This is a genomic window from Spirosoma radiotolerans, assembly GCF_000974425.1.
GTDB lineage: Bacteria > Bacteroidota > Bacteroidia > Cytophagales > Spirosomataceae > Spirosoma > Spirosoma radiotolerans.
The window spans coordinates 3,002,852-3,017,293 of the sequence record NZ_CP010429.1 but is presented as its reverse complement, the minus strand read 5'-3'; the positions used below and the strand labels follow the sequence as shown (position 1 = coordinate 3,017,293).

The window sequence follows — 14,442 nt, the reverse complement described above, 5'->3', positions numbered from 1 at the left end:
CCATGAAAGCCATTGCTCGGGTCACCGATGCGCATACGTGTCCATTGACCAATCCGGCCCCGGCCGCTACGCCCCACACCGGCGGACCCATTTTGCCGACAGTGATCCCGCCCATAATGCCACCTACGTTACTGACCGTTTTTGCGGGCGGACTACGGGTGGCGGTGGTCGGGAGTCAATGCACCTGTGCCGGGCCACCCGATGTTATTCAGGCGGGGTCTTCGGGCGTATTTATTGGCAACCGGCCCGTTGCCCGACAGGGCGATGCCACCGCGCATGGGGGGCTGATTACAGGCGGACTGGCCTCCGTTCAGGTTGGATAAGTAATTCCCGGCTAAGCTTAGGTACTAAAACGATGACGGACAACAACGATTTTCTGGGGCGGGGATGGAGCTTCCCGCCAACCTTCCGCAGCACCGGCTACCGGGTCGATATGCTGGTTGGTGAGGCCGACATTACCAGCAGTCTGCAAATTCTGCTCCATACGGTAACGGGCGAACGAGTTATGCTGCCCCGCTACGGAGCCGACCTTCGCCCCTATGTATTCGAAACGATGACACCCAGCGCGCAGGCGCTCGTTCAGAAACTCGTCTACGAGGCCATCGTGTACCATGAGCCACGCATCATTGTGCGACAGGAAGATCTAACGACGACGTTTGACGCAACGGAAGGGCGGCTCGATATTGCTATCAACTATACTGTCATCACGACCAACACGCGCTATAACTACGTATTTCCCTTTTACGTGTACGAAGCCACTGATCTTGAGCGATGAAAACGACAACTGATTGCCACTGCCAGCACGACATTCCCCGCGACGGTTCGGGGCAGCGCCAACGTTATCTTAAAGCGCTCGACCCCACCTACGCCCCCATCGATGCGCGTAGCCTGGAAGATTTGCTGGTTTATGCCAAACGGTATGCGGCTCAAATCCGCTTCTGGCCGATACCCGACGATCAGCAGGGAGACGATCAGGAAAGCTGGCGGGAGTTTTTCCGACGCGACTGCGCGGTGGTGGCCGCTTCGGTGGCGGTAACCGACCTGGTCCAGATTCGAAAAGACTACGACGACATTCGCCGTGACGTGGAAGCAACACCTACCCGCGATAGATTCCGCGCTCTGTTCGATCCGATTTTGGGCATGGCCCGTCGGCTTGACCGCTGGTATTCGGTGGCCATTCCGGGAAAGCCCCTTCATAACGATCTTACGCTCCTCATCAACTCCGTGTTGCGGGCGCAGATCGGGCAGATCATGGCCTACGAGGAGTCATTCCGCGCCATCAATGCCAATAAAGGACTAAACCTGGATTACAGCCATTTCGAGAACCCGAAACTCTGGGGACTGGACGACGATATCCCCGCCACATCGTCCATTTATGAAGGCGATGACCTGGCCGATCAACTGCGGAATGCCGCCTTATTTGTGGACGATGTGTTTCAGGCGTTCTACAATGCGTTACGGCGGCTGGTCGAGGGTTCGGACAAGTACATGCAGTTTGCGCTGGAGCAGTACCCGGCCCATCAGCCCCATATGGCGCTGTTTATTGCCTTTCTCGAATTGTTCAGGCTGGCACAGGATCAACTGAACACGCTCACTCAGAAACACCTGGCGTTTTATTACCGCGATGTGCTTCGGTTACACGAACAGCCCGCCCGCCCCGACCATGTGCATGTCGTATTTGAACTGGCGCAGGACGTGTCTGATTATTTTTTACCAAAAGGCACCCCCCTGCTGGCCGGACGCGATGCGCTGGGGAAAGACCTGATTTACCACCTAAGCGATGACTTTGTTGCCAACCAGGCTCAGGTTAAGGAATTAAAAACCATACGATTAGTTAAAAATCCCGCGACGAAGACGATCAACCGATTGTATGCTCGGCCCAATGCAAAATCGAAAGACGGCCAGGGCGAGGCCTTCGATGATGAGTATGGAAAATGGGACGCCTTCGGCAAAGGGGACATCGACTTGGGGGCGCTCAGAAATCCCTGCGACATCGTCCGGGCTGATGCCGAAGTCAGGATCGATCAGAAGGCCATCGGCTTTGGCATTGCCTCTCCACAACTTCTGCTGCAAGGCGGCAATCGCAAACTGGAATTGACCATCAAGGGGTTAACTGAACTTAGCAAGCACCCGGAGACGCTCGAAATCTGGTTAACAGGTGATAAAGAATGGATTCGGGTGGCCCATCAATTGACCGATCAGGCTGAAATACTAAACATAGAAGAGCAACTCAAGAACGGTTTGTTTACGCTGCCCGATCCCATCAGGCAGGATGAAGAGGTGTTGAAAACCGGACTGTATTTTTTTAATGCGGATACACTCCATATCTACCTGCCCCTTTCGGCACCCGCTATTGTGCCGTATGACAGCGAGAAACATGGTGGTTTGCGGAAGAGCGTCGTGCAGCCCGTACTGACATGCCTGGTCAGGGAAATCGACACGTCCGAACTTGCATTTGCCCAAAAACTGTCGTTAGACGATGTCATAATTCGCACTAAAGTAGGATCGACCGCCGTAACTAATCAGGACATAGCTGGTCGGCTCAACCCCTTATCCGATTTGGATGGGTTAAAAAAGCTGGTTCTCCAGAACGATGCGGGCCTGATCGATGCGAGCAATTCGTTTGATCCTTTCACAGCGTATCCTGTTAATTTTCCGTCACTTTATATAGGAAGCGACGAAGTATTCAATAAGCCACCCAGCGCGGTTGTATTGCAGGTGGAATGGGCAAATGGTCGTTCAGAACTTATTCCAGCTGGTCCAGGCAACGAGAAACAGGTATTTAAATACCTATACAATCGGACTTGGAAAGAGCTTGAGCCTTTCCTGAAGGAGGCCAAACGCACACCTGTTTTACCGGTCACCCTGGCCAATAACGACACGCTGAAAGGCTTTGTCCGCTGGACGATTAATGGCCTGGGATTTTCGGAGGAAAGAGACCCGAATTTCTTTGTCCTACAACAGCAGGTGGCGCAACGATTACGCATGAAATCCATCGCGGTTTGCTACGATTCTAAGTTGACCGGCTTACAGAAAGGGATCGATCAATTTTTGCACATCTACCCGTTCGGCATTGCCGACGCGACGGTTAATAAACAGCTGGTAGCGCTTTTTCCGCAGTTTGTTTACCCGAATGCAACCAAATCACTGCTTCAGGAACTGGCTAAACTTGATTTGCCCCCGCAGCCAGTTCCCCTTCTTGCCAATGCGAACAAGAGAGCAATCAACGTGGCGGATGCCCTGCCCGTTTTTATAGCCGATCAGGTAAAGAAAGCCTATCGCCTGAATCAGTACACCTATGCAACAGAAAGTAATCCTCCCCCTGCCGGCAACATTGACCCTATTCAACAGGAAGAAGGATTTTTATACATTGGCCTGACCGGATTGAAGCCCCTGCAAACGCTTTCGTTACTCTTCCAGATTGCCGAAGGGACCGCCGAAGACGAAGACTATACGGAAGATCCGCCCGAAATCCACTGGTCGTATGTCGTCGACGACGAAATGCGGCCCCTACCGTCCGAACGAATCCTGTCCGACGGCACGTATGGGCTGCAAACGACGGGCATCATCAAATTTGATATTCCCAAAGACCTCGTCAGTACGAATACCCTGTTGACGGATGGTTTATCATGGCTCTGTGCCAGCGTCACCGAACACGCCGACCGCGTTCCTAAACTGATCGACGTACGGGCACAGGCCACCGAAGCCGTTTTCACCGATCAGCAGAATGCCCCGGCTCATTACCTACAGCCTCTCCCGGCAACCAGCATTTCTAAACTGCTGACGAACCAGGCCGAAATAAAACGAATCGAACAGCCTTTTGCCTCCTTCGATGGCAAACCGCAGGAAGCAGGTGGCTTTTTCTATGCCCGGGTCAGTGAGCGGCTGCGGCACAAAGCCCGCGCCATCAACACCTGGGATTACGAACACCTTATCCTGGAGGCTTTCCCACATACTTACAAAGTCAAATGTATTACCCATACAGACCCAACCTGTTTGTGTCGGGAACCGACTCCACTCACGACCCCACCAGCAGGCAACCCAGCGCCCATTTGCTGCGGGCCACAGGTTGCACCGGGGCATGTGCTGATTATACCCATTTCTGACTTTAAAAACCGGAATGCCGTCAATCCGCTTCAGCCGAAAACAAGCTACCGGCTTTTGCGCAGGATGGAGGAATTCCTAAAAAAACGGACATCGCCCTTCGTTACCATTCATGCCCGTAACCCTCGCTACGAGGAGGTCATCGTCACCTTCAGGGTTAAATTTTACGAGGGCGTCGATAAAGGGTTTCACCTGAAAAAGCTCAACGATGAACTGGTACGCTACCTCACGCCCTGGGCCTTTGAGGAAACCGCCGACGTATCGTTCGACCAGAAAATCTACGCTTCGGCGGTCATTAACTTTATTGAAGAACGCCTGTACGTGGACTTCATCACCGATTTCAAAATGGGGGTCTGCCAGGAACAGTGTTGTCCGCCCGACACGACGAAGGTACCCCAGGGCGCCCCTGAAACCTTATCGGCTGATGTGTTGAAGGGGATAACAAACTGCGACGATCTGGAGCAACTCCTGGAAGGCGATAACCCCTGGCAGGTAACCATTGCGCCCTCTACCTCACGGTCGCTAGTGGTCTCCGTGCCCCAGCATTTGATTTTGTTATACGAAGAAGAACCCGAGCAAACGCCCTGCGAAAAGCGGAAGAACCCCTAAACGGCCATGTCAGAATCCATTCGTCTTGTCAAAGATCACCCGCTGCTTCCCGCCGAAGACTACGTTGCGTTACGGAAACTGGGGGTTGAACACATCGAAAAACTGGGCAGCTCCCTCTGGACCGACTACAACACCCACGATCCGGGCATTACCATGCTCGAAGCGGTTTGCTATGCTATAACTGATCTGGCCTACCGCACCGACTGGGACATGAAGGATTTGCTGACGCCCGCCAATCCGAGCACGAATACCTGGGACCATATTTTTTATACGGCCCGCCAGATACTGCATTGCCGCCCCCAGACCATCAATGATTACAGAAAATTGCTTATCGACATTGACGGCGTTCGTAATGCCTGGCTTGAGCCGAGCAAAGATTACGAAGTACCGCTCTTTCTTAATTACAACGCTATCCGGCCCAATTCCCACGCCTGCGGATGCGATACGACAGATTCACCCTGCTATGGTAACCTGACGCTGAGTGGTGATAAAGACGATCAGCAAAAGGAAGCAGAAACCAGTAAAAAGGCCTATTTATCACTGCTGGATAAGCAGATAAATCAGTATGCGGATGATCGTACGCAACTCGAAAAAGAAATCGACGCCTTAACCAGTCAGATAAATGATTTGCCGGAGGGCCATCCTAATCGTCAGATACTGGAGCAGGAAAAGGAGGAACTGGTCAGGCAAAAAGAGGAGAAGGTAGAGCTGCAGGCGAAAAAAATAGCCTACCGGGAAAAAATTAACCGGCACAATACGACTACATATGGCACGAAGATCCTGGAGTTAAACGGGTTATACACCGTTCTGATCGAGTATGAAGAAGACATACAACGCACGCAGACCCAGGAGGAAGTACGCCGTAAAGTAGTGGATCGACTCAATCGTAACCGCAATCTGTGCGAAGATTTTATCGCCGTCAATGAGGTGGAATACGACGATTTCACCGTACAACTCGCTGTTGATCTGGATGAGCAGGCCGACCCTGACCAGGTCCTGGCCCAAATTTACTATACGCTCTTCCAATACTTTACGCCCGCCGTCTGGCACCACACCATTGACCAAATGCTGGAAAAGGGCTGGACCATCGACGAAATTTTTGACGGGCCCGCCTTACGTCATGGATTCATTGACAGCAACGAGCTCGACAAAACTGACCTGTTCCGGAATTTGCACGTATCAGATGTTATCAATCAGGTAATGGATTTGCCGGGAGTGAAAGCCATATCGAGATTTTACTTGATGAATGCGCAGGGCGAGCTCATCACGGGTCCTTATTTCGGGCAGTGGGTCGATCGACTGCGGCAGGAACGCAAAGTGGCCCGGCTGATTACGACTGGTTGCCAGGCAGTTTTTTGCAAGCAGCGAGAGCTTATCACGTATCAGACCGGAAGCTCCACCGACCGCCGGCCGGCGCGGGTCAACAAACTCTTTGCCGATCTTAAAGCGCAGGAAAAAGCCTATAAACTCCAGAAACAGGCCGTCGATTTGCCGGTTCCGGTAGGTGAGAACATGGAACTGGCCGACTACTACCCTGTTCAGTATTCGCTACCGGCCTGTTATACCGTGAAAGAGTATGATGAGGCCGGGGCCATCGAAAGTCCCACGCGCCAGGCACAGACACTCCAGTTGCGCGGCTATCTACTGGTTTTTGAGCAACTACTGGCCGATTACCTCGTTCAGCTGGATCACCTGCGGGACTTGTTTTCATTCGATGACCGAATTGAACGAACCTATTTTACCCGCGTTTTATCGGAAATAACAGACCTTGACCGGCTACTGATCGAACACCCAGAACCGCCCCAGAAAGGTACTCAGCCTGGGGCGCGGGATAGCCAAAACGGGCAGTCCGTACAGGCGATCTTCCAGGAGATTCTGGAAGATTTAGTCGAGAAACCAAACCAGTTTTCAGAACGAAGAAACCGGTTTTTGAATCACCTGATGGCGCGTTTTTCGGAAGACATAGACGAGTATGAAGCCCAGACCCGCTTAGTTTCGCCCCAAAACGTAGACCATCGGCTGCTAAACGACAAAAGTAAGCTACTGCAGGATTACGTAAAAATCAGTGGAGACCGGGCGCGTGGGTTCGATTATTCAATCGATGAGAGGTGGGACGTCTACAGCAAGGATGGCGACAAACCACGCATGATCGAAAATATATCCGGCACCGAACGGCGAATCAGGCGGTTGCTGGGTATGCCTGACCTGGCCACCCGAAGTTTAGTCCCGACGAATATCCTGACACAGGCTGTTTTGGAAAAAAGTAAATCGGGCGAAAAGCCAAAAACGAACCCAAAAGGCAGTCCCGTCCAGGTGATTCAGGTGCAAAACCCTGATTCACCATCTGAGGTTTGGTTAACAAGCGTAGAGGTAGCCGTAGGTTGCTGTACGGAAGACCTTATGCACCTGCTTATTGAGCAGGCCGGAAAACGGTCGTATTACCGGCTTCACGACGATGTAAACTACCGGGCGCGCAAAAACCAGGGTGACGTTGGGCAGTTCTGGTTTGAACTCATGGCCGCCAACGGCGACACGGTTATTGCCACCAGTGGGTATTACCCTAAACGGGAGATCCGTGAAGCCACTATCAAAAAAATAATGGCCTGGGTCAGCGCCGTCAATGCACGGGAGGGGCTGCACTTGGTGGAGCACATCCTCCTGCGCCCCCGCTTAGACGAAGTTCTTGATGAATCGGGGAGGAACGATATACCGGTAGCCTTGCCTGCCATCTGCCTGGATGAATGCGACTTGGGCATTGGCCTTGACGAAGGGGAAGCTCCCACCCACCGTATCAGCGTAAGTCGCCTGCCTGCTGACCAGTGTTACGACAAAATGCCCTGGAAACTCGAAGTGCTCACGCGGGCGAAAAAAACAACCGAATCGATCAGCCTATTGTATCAGCGCGTTATCTACGGCCCAGCGACAACGTATATGCCGTTGAAATTCAAGCGATATGAGCAACTCAGCGACCGGCTGGCGGCTCTGCGGGAATATGGTTCTGAGCGGGCAAATTATCAGATTGTAAACAACGGTGAACAGGGGTCTGCCCTGAAATATGGCTTCATCCTGCATACGGACAATCCCAACGACGTGCTGGGGCAAAGCGGGTATAGTTTTAATCGCAGAATGCCCGGCGGCCCAAAAGTTTCCTTCGACGTAGAGGAGGCCATCGGGGCCCTGATTCGCTTTTTCTCGTTTCAGTTAGACTGGTATTGCGCGTCCAATCCCTGCGATCATAATGAAGACCCGTACTCGTTTCGCACAACGGTGATACTGCCCTGCTGGCCCAGCCGGTTTAAAGATCGGACGTATCGGAACCTGGTGGAAAAAACCATACAGACCCAGGCACCGGCCCATGTGCAGATGCGGGTGAAATGGGTAGGCATCGAACAGATGCGGACGTTTGAACAAACCTACCTTGCCTGGCTGACCGAGATGGCGACGAATGAAGTACCGGCCTACGAAAACGTGAATCCATTGGTCACAGCGCTGGATACGCTCCAAACCTGTGGACATTGCCAGGACGACTGCGGACACGAGGGTTAGTGGACGTTTATGCAAAGAAAGCAGATCAATGTACCGGGTATGATAACGGGATGATCTTATCGAATCATACCCAGTATTTTGACCTGCGCCCCATAATTTCGGAATTATGCAAACGCACCTTGTCAACAGCCTACAGTTCGAGATGACCTGCCCCTCCGACGAGCAGGCCATGCGGGTTGGGGCTGAAGTTGGGCGGACCCTGCAACCTCTGCTGGTGTCGGCAATAGACCGGATCTGCTCGCGCTACATCTCCGAAGATCAGTGGTTGCGGCTGGATAAACTGGTGGTTCAACTACCCGTTTTCGTTACCGACTTTCCCGATGAAAACCTGTTTGCGACTGCGTTTGAGCACCATTTCGAAGCCGCTTTCGTGAAGCAGCTAGCCTTATCTACGGCGACAACCGGTGCGGTTTCTCGGCAGAAAACGGATCTCGATACGCTGATTCATTTCCTTCTGACGGGTCAGTTACCTTGGTGGGCCATTGCCGAAACAACGAAATTGGACACTATTCTTAACGAACTGATTCACCAACAGCCCGAAACGCTTCGTTCCGAACTACTTCGTATTATCCGCGCTCCGCAGGTTGTCCAACGGTTGATCTACCAATTCACGACCGAAGTTGCAGCGGATTTAATAGGCCGATGTTTTCCTGAACTGCAAACCTGGGTTCATGCCGAACCAATTGAAGCCAGCTTACTGAAGCAAGAGCCACTTCCGGCGGAGGTTTATCTACGGCTAATGCCCTACGTTACGCATCAACCAACGTTGGTTAGTCAGACCGGGGCTATCATTGAACAGGTACTTAACCGCCCCTTGCAACGGCCAACGGTCCATCAATTATCGAAAACCCAATTAACTGACTACAAGGCTGTTTCGAAAGACAACGCCGTTTCTCAAGTAGCTTTCGAACCGACGGAGGCTCCCTTTCTTCAGTCGGCGACGGATTCGGCCGTTGGCGACAGACCTAAGTATTTCGTTAAAAACGCAGGAATAATCCTTCTGTCCCCGTTTTTATCCCCGTTTTTCAGAGAAGTGGGCTGGATTGAAAACGGCGAATTTATTGATGACCTGTCTCGGGAGAAGGCGCTGCATAGTTTGCATTATCTGGCTACGGGAGAAACCCATGCTTCCGAATACCTGCTTACCCTTGGCAAATTGCTGTGCGGCATTCCGCTCAAGGTACCCGTTCCCCGAAAGATCGACCTGACCGAAGCCGGCTACCGCGAAGCGTACGCCCTGCTGACCGACGTTATTTCGCATTGGCAAGCCCTAAAAAGTACGTCGGTGAACGGCTTACGCGAGGGGTTTCTGCAACGCGATGGGGTGCTCACCTTTACCAACTCAGCCTGGGAGTTGCAGGTTGAACGACAAACAATCGACGTATTGCTTGACAGCATTCCGTGGAGTTTCTCCCTGATCAAACTCCCCTGGATGCCCAGCCTTTTATACACACAATGGTAGCCGAACCAACCTCCACTCAACCTTCGGAGCAGCAATTACTGCTCAACGCCGATACGCTGTCCCGCGAAATCAGTTGGTTTGCGCGTGTCGTTAATTTTCGTCTAGCCAATTATTTCCCCCAGGAAGCGCCCCCCCCCGAAAGGGAGCAGCAAGAAAAACACTGGTGGTCCCTGCGGGGAGCCACTCCCCGGCTTAAACTCCTGGAAGCACCCGCCCCCGATTCGGAACCCGATCCACTCGATAGCCCACCCAACGTATCGACGGAACGCTCGGTGTATGCGGAGTTTGTCGGGTTCTACAAACTCTCCGCGCAGGAACGTACGCTGTTAATGCTGGCTCTTATTCCACACATACAGCCGCACTTGTTAGACATCTTTTTCATGCCCAACAAAGCGTTAGGGCGCGGTTATGCCGAATTTGGCGGGGTAAAGGGAGTGAAACACGGCGGCTTTCTGCCAACGGTTGAGACGGCTCTGTTTATTCTGGCGGGCAATGATCTGGGCAAACGGTTTGATGCCTATCGGCTGTTCGAGCCTACTCATATTCTCCTGGAACACAACGTTTTATACATCGATTCGTCCAACGGAAACGAACCTTATTACAGCAGTCAGCTTGGGGTAAGCGAAGAGTACGTCGACTTTTTTACGACCGGTCAACTGCGTACCCCACCCTTTAGCCTGGAGTTTCCGGCAAAACGGCTGTATACCCGCATGACCTGGAGTGATCTGGTCATGGACGAGAACACGGCCCGCCAAATCGAAGAAATCAGAATCTGGCTTGAACACGGGCGCACGCTCTACGAAACCTGGGATATGGGCAAGCGCACCAAGCCTGGCTATAAAGCCCTGTTCTATGGGCCGCCTGGTACGGGCAAAACCCTGACGGCCGCACTCCTGGGCAAGACATTTGGCCTTCAAGTGTACCGAATTGACCTGTCGATGGTGGTCTCGAAGTATATTGGTGAAACCGAGAAAAACCTGGAAAAAGTGTTTCGCAAAGCCGAGAATAAAAACTGGATCTTGTTTTTCGACGAGGCCGACGCGCTCTTTGGCAAACGCACGAACATCTCCGATTCGCACGATAAATATGCCAACCAGGAGATTGCCTACCTGCTTCAACGGCTGGAGGATTACGCGGGCCTGGTCATCCTGGCGTCGAACATGCGCCAGAACGTCGATGAAGCCTTTAGTCGGCGCTTGCAGTCGGTCATTTATTTCCCAAAGCCACAACCCAAAGAACGACTGAAATTATGGCAAAATGCGATCAGCCCCAAAGCCGTCCTGGAGAAAAGCGTTGACCTTGACCAGTGCGCCCGGCAGTACGATCTGGCCGGAGGTTCGATTGTGAACGTCGTTCAGTATGCGTCGCTCATGGCGCTGAACCGTACCAAACGAGCCACCGAAGCCGGCCCCCCAAACGCAACTGACCCAGCCACCGAAGCCGGAGTCGCCACGGAAGCCGAGCCATCAGACGGACGAACGGTTATTTTGCTGGAAGACATCGTACAGGGCATTCGAAAAGAGTATCGAAAGGAAGGGAAAAGTTTATGACACACACCACCGAAACCGCTGAACCGACGCTCACTGTTGGCGCAGCCAACGATGCCTACGAGCAACAGGCTAACGCCGTAGCCGGCCAAATTATGCGGATGCCGGAGCAGCCTTTCGTGCAGCGCAAATGCGCCCACTGTCAGGAAAAGGAACAGTTTCAGCGCAAACCGATGGCCTCGTTCATCCAGCGAAAAACCGAAGCGGGCGGCAGTCAGGCCACTCAGGCTACCACCAGCCAGATTCAGGCAACTCAGGGCGGGGGTAATCCGTTGCCCGCAACAACCCGAACCTTCATGGAGACTCGCTTCGGCACGGATTTTTCGGGCGTTAACATTCATACGGGCGAGTATGCCGTACAACTGTCCCGTGAGTTAAATGCCCAGGCATTTACCGTGGGCAGCGACATCTATTTTAATTCCGGCAAGTATGCCCCCGATTCAATGGACGGTAGGCACTTACTGGCCCATGAGCTGACGCACACGGTGCAGCAGAGCAGCCAATCACCCATCCATAGAATAGTCCAAAGGCAACACGAGCCGGGAGGACCTTACCATCCTCCCGAAGGAACCGATCTAAGATGTACAAGTACTGATACCTGTTCGCAGCTTTCCCTAAAAATCAATTACTTACGACACACTATTTTAAGGCACCAGCAATGGGATATCGCAAATCCGACGCCTGACTATCCGAATGGAAGGCATGCGGTGGAGATAGCGGAGTTGCAAAACGCACTAGCGAATTGCATAGGCCATACGGTCCGGTGTAGAAATCAACCGACAACCGTGCCCGTGCCCGAAAATGCTCCAGCGAGAAGTTCAGCCGCAACCAGACGTATTGCGACCGCCACGGCCGTTGGCGCAGGCATTGGTATGGTAGGCGGAGCGATCCTGGGCGCACTTGGTGGCGGAGTCGGTGGTACACTGGTTGCGCCGGGTGTAGGGACCGTTGGCGGTGGGGCAGCGGGCGGAGTTGCCGGTGCTGCGTATGGAGCCGGCTTGGGTGGCCTAGTTGGTGGAGCCGTTATGGGTGGGGCACAAGCCCTTTGGGAATGGCTCAGCGATTAGGCATGTTAACGGATTCATCATCTACAAAATAGACTTAACGGCACGAATCGAATGACTGAACACGCTCCCCTATCGACCCCGTCTCAACTTACGCCAGCTGCAGCGAGTAAGCCAGCCGTAGCTGTGCCCACAGAGACATTCAATCAGCCTGTGCAGCCAATCAGCGTCCAGCGTCTGCCCCTCCAGCGCAAACTCACCGTCGGGGCCGTCGATGACCCCCTGGAAGCCGAAGCCGACTCGATGGCCGACCGTGTCATGCGCATGGCCGAACCCTCGTTCATCCAGCGTAAGTGCGCCCATTGTCAGGAAGAGGAACAACTCCAGCGCAAACCGCTGGTTTCCTTTATCCAGCGAAAAACCGATGCGGGCGCAGGAACGACCAGCCTGGCGGTAACCAACCAGATTCAGGCTACGAAAGGGGGAGGCACCCCCTTGGCCGAAAACACTCGCAGCTTCATGGAAACTCGCTTCGGCGTGGATTTTTCGGGCGTTAACATTCATACGGGCGAGTATGCCGTACAGCTCTCGCGGGAGTTAAATGCTCAGGCATTCACCGTGGGCAGCGACATCTATTTTAATCAGGGAAAATACGCCCCAGACTCGGCGGAGGGCAGGCACTTACTAGCTCATGAATTGACTCATACGGTGCAGCAGGGGCAGTCCAATCGGGGTGGCGAAAACGCGGGGATAATCAATACGAAACCGACACTCGTTATCCAAAGAAAATGGAGTCTGGATAAGGTAGAGGCCAATGCCATGACAGAAATCAACATGACCGAGGAAAATGGCTCCGTTTTACCCATGAGTTACAACAGTCCTTCTGTGGGCGGTCTCCTTAGCAAAGCTAGTACCTGGCAGGAAACTGGTTTTGTTCACCAACAAGTTGGCGGTAAAGCCCAATCCTCGCAATGGCGTACCCAGCATTTTGTCTTTAAGAATGACGGCAAAGACGCTGATTTTCTTCAACTGAAGTTATTTGGTCAATATGCCGGTAATGCCAAAGCCGAAGACCTTTATTATGCCAGAGCCGCTTCTGTCGTATGGGGACGGGCCGTTGAACGAACAGCGGCCAACCCTACTCCACCCGGAAAAAATTTGTTTGAAATAAAAAATGGCGGTATCTCCGCAGCAACCGTTGGCGACCTTGGCCTGATCGAAGTCGAGCACCCCGTCGGCGATGGTACTGCGAAGGTGACGATACCGCTAAAAAAAGTAAATGAAGGCACGCTCGTACCTTATAGTGACTCGGTTCAGCCACTGTATGACGTACCGAACAGCGTTGACGAGGTGGATGTATTTATGGGTGCCCGGGTAGAGGCCGATGCCGAGATAGAAACGGCGATGTTTGGGCTAGCCCCCTGGATTTCCCGCAATCACAATTACTCAACCGCTTCCGGTTTGATTGGCTTGGTGAACTGGCAAAGCCGGCCTGCGCCCGCAGCACGGCCCGTCACGCCCTCAGAATCAGAATCGGCTGACGTTACGGCGCTGAAGGGCAAACTCAGCTATCCGTCTGACTGTAAGCGAAATACACTGATTAATGCCGCTAATAAAGGGGGCTGTAGTACGAAAGAAGGCGGCAGCCATACCATCGTCTATAAAAATGACCAGCAAATCACGACCATCCCCAGGAGTATAAAAGAAAATGGCACATGTCGGAGTATTATTAAAGCGTTGAATGACAATTGCCTTTCCTAGTCTATTTCTAAAATCAGGTTCTTGAATTGTACTGAAAAATGCGATCTGGTAAGCGGTTTAGAAAAAAATTTCATCGTGGTGAATTTACGGAGTTTGGTTTTGCGCTATCCTTTCAGTTCAATCCCGACTTATCCACTAATGAGCGCAATAGCTTACTGGATGCCTTTATCCGCGACGCGATCGAAGCCAATAAGCTTGTATTTGGCGGGGGTGGTGGCCATAATCAATGGGATGGATTTGTTACGCTAGATGCCCGCCGAGGCAGCGTTTCCGAAACGCAACGGAATAACGTAATTGAGTGGCTCAACAACAACCCACTAATCCGGCAGTCTGACGTTTCCCCGTTGCGCGATGCCTGGCACTAACGGACTCGATCACAAAAACGGTTGATAATCCGTATTACGCAGCT

At 52.7% G+C, this 14,442-nt stretch carries 9 protein-coding genes; all 9 read left to right on the top strand.

What is annotated here, in order from left to right; all coding sequences use genetic code 11:
- Positions 1-2 precede the first annotated feature (2 nt).
- The 9 genes from SD10_RS12185 (at position 3) to SD10_RS12145 (ending at position 14,398) form a co-directional block, all read left to right on the top strand.
- On the top strand, positions 3-323 hold the full coding sequence (locus SD10_RS12185; protein WP_046574040.1) for a PAAR domain-containing protein: 321 nt from the start codon (positions 3-5) through the stop codon (positions 321-323).
- A 32-nt stretch (positions 324-355) separates the two neighbouring features.
- On the top strand, positions 356-775 hold the full coding sequence (locus SD10_RS12180) for a GPW/gp25 family protein (RefSeq protein ID WP_046574039.1): 420 nt from the start codon (positions 356-358) through the stop codon (positions 773-775).
- Positions 772-4,713: a hypothetical protein gene (locus tag SD10_RS12175; RefSeq protein ID WP_046574038.1), complete on the top strand. Its 3,942-nt coding sequence runs from the start codon at positions 772-774 to the stop codon at positions 4,711-4,713. The genes SD10_RS12180 and SD10_RS12175 overlap by 4 nt, the downstream gene beginning before the upstream one ends.
- Positions 4,714-4,719: 6 nt before the next feature.
- On the top strand, positions 4,720-8,259 hold the full coding sequence (locus SD10_RS12170; RefSeq protein WP_046574037.1) for a hypothetical protein: 3,540 nt from the start codon (positions 4,720-4,722) through the stop codon (positions 8,257-8,259).
- 106 nt (positions 8,260-8,365) lie between these two features.
- Complete coding sequence (locus SD10_RS12165; RefSeq protein ID WP_046574036.1) at positions 8,366-9,721, top strand: contractile injection system tape measure protein; 1,356 nt, start codon at positions 8,366-8,368, stop codon at positions 9,719-9,721.
- The gene (locus SD10_RS12160) at positions 9,715-11,271 is read left to right on the top strand and encodes an ATP-binding protein (protein ID WP_046574035.1); all 1,557 of its coding nucleotides are present in this window, start codon (positions 9,715-9,717) and stop codon (positions 11,269-11,271) included. Before SD10_RS12165 ends, SD10_RS12160 begins: the two co-directional genes overlap by 7 nt.
- The gene (locus SD10_RS30080) at positions 11,268-12,335 is read left to right on the top strand and encodes an eCIS core domain-containing protein (protein WP_052731170.1); all 1,068 of its coding nucleotides are present in this window, start codon (positions 11,268-11,270) and stop codon (positions 12,333-12,335) included. The genes SD10_RS12160 and SD10_RS30080 overlap by 4 nt, the downstream gene beginning before the upstream one ends.
- 51 nt (positions 12,336-12,386) lie before the next feature.
- Complete coding sequence (locus SD10_RS28750) at positions 12,387-14,033, top strand: eCIS core domain-containing protein (protein ID WP_052731169.1); 1,647 nt, start codon at positions 12,387-12,389, stop codon at positions 14,031-14,033.
- Between the two features lie 38 nt (positions 14,034-14,071).
- Positions 14,072-14,398 (top strand): YggL 50S ribosome-binding family protein, encoded by a 327-nt coding sequence (locus tag SD10_RS12145; RefSeq protein WP_046574034.1) that lies wholly within the window; start codon positions 14,072-14,074, stop codon positions 14,396-14,398.
- Positions 14,399-14,442 lie beyond the last annotated feature (44 nt).

Bases quoted from the DNA above. Each gene is read 5' to 3' on its own strand.
- SD10_RS12185 (WP_046574040.1), top strand. From the start codon at position 3: ATGAAAGCCATTGCTCGGGTCACCGATGCGCATACGTGTCCATTGACC.
- SD10_RS12180 (WP_046574039.1), top strand. From the start codon at position 356: ATGACGGACAACAACGATTTTCTGGGGCGGGGATGGAGCTTCCCGCCA.
- SD10_RS12175 (WP_046574038.1), top strand. From the start codon at position 772: ATGAAAACGACAACTGATTGCCACTGCCAGCACGACATTCCCCGCGAC.
- SD10_RS12170 (WP_046574037.1), top strand. From the start codon at position 4,720: ATGTCAGAATCCATTCGTCTTGTCAAAGATCACCCGCTGCTTCCCGCC.
- SD10_RS12165 (WP_046574036.1), top strand. From the start codon at position 8,366: ATGCAAACGCACCTTGTCAACAGCCTACAGTTCGAGATGACCTGCCCC.
- SD10_RS12160 (WP_046574035.1), top strand. From the start codon at position 9,715: ATGGTAGCCGAACCAACCTCCACTCAACCTTCGGAGCAGCAATTACTG.
- SD10_RS30080 (WP_052731170.1), top strand. From the start codon at position 11,268: ATGACACACACCACCGAAACCGCTGAACCGACGCTCACTGTTGGCGCA.
- SD10_RS28750 (WP_052731169.1), top strand. From the start codon at position 12,387: ATGACTGAACACGCTCCCCTATCGACCCCGTCTCAACTTACGCCAGCT.
- SD10_RS12145 (WP_046574034.1), top strand. From the start codon at position 14,072: ATGCGATCTGGTAAGCGGTTTAGAAAAAAATTTCATCGTGGTGAATTT.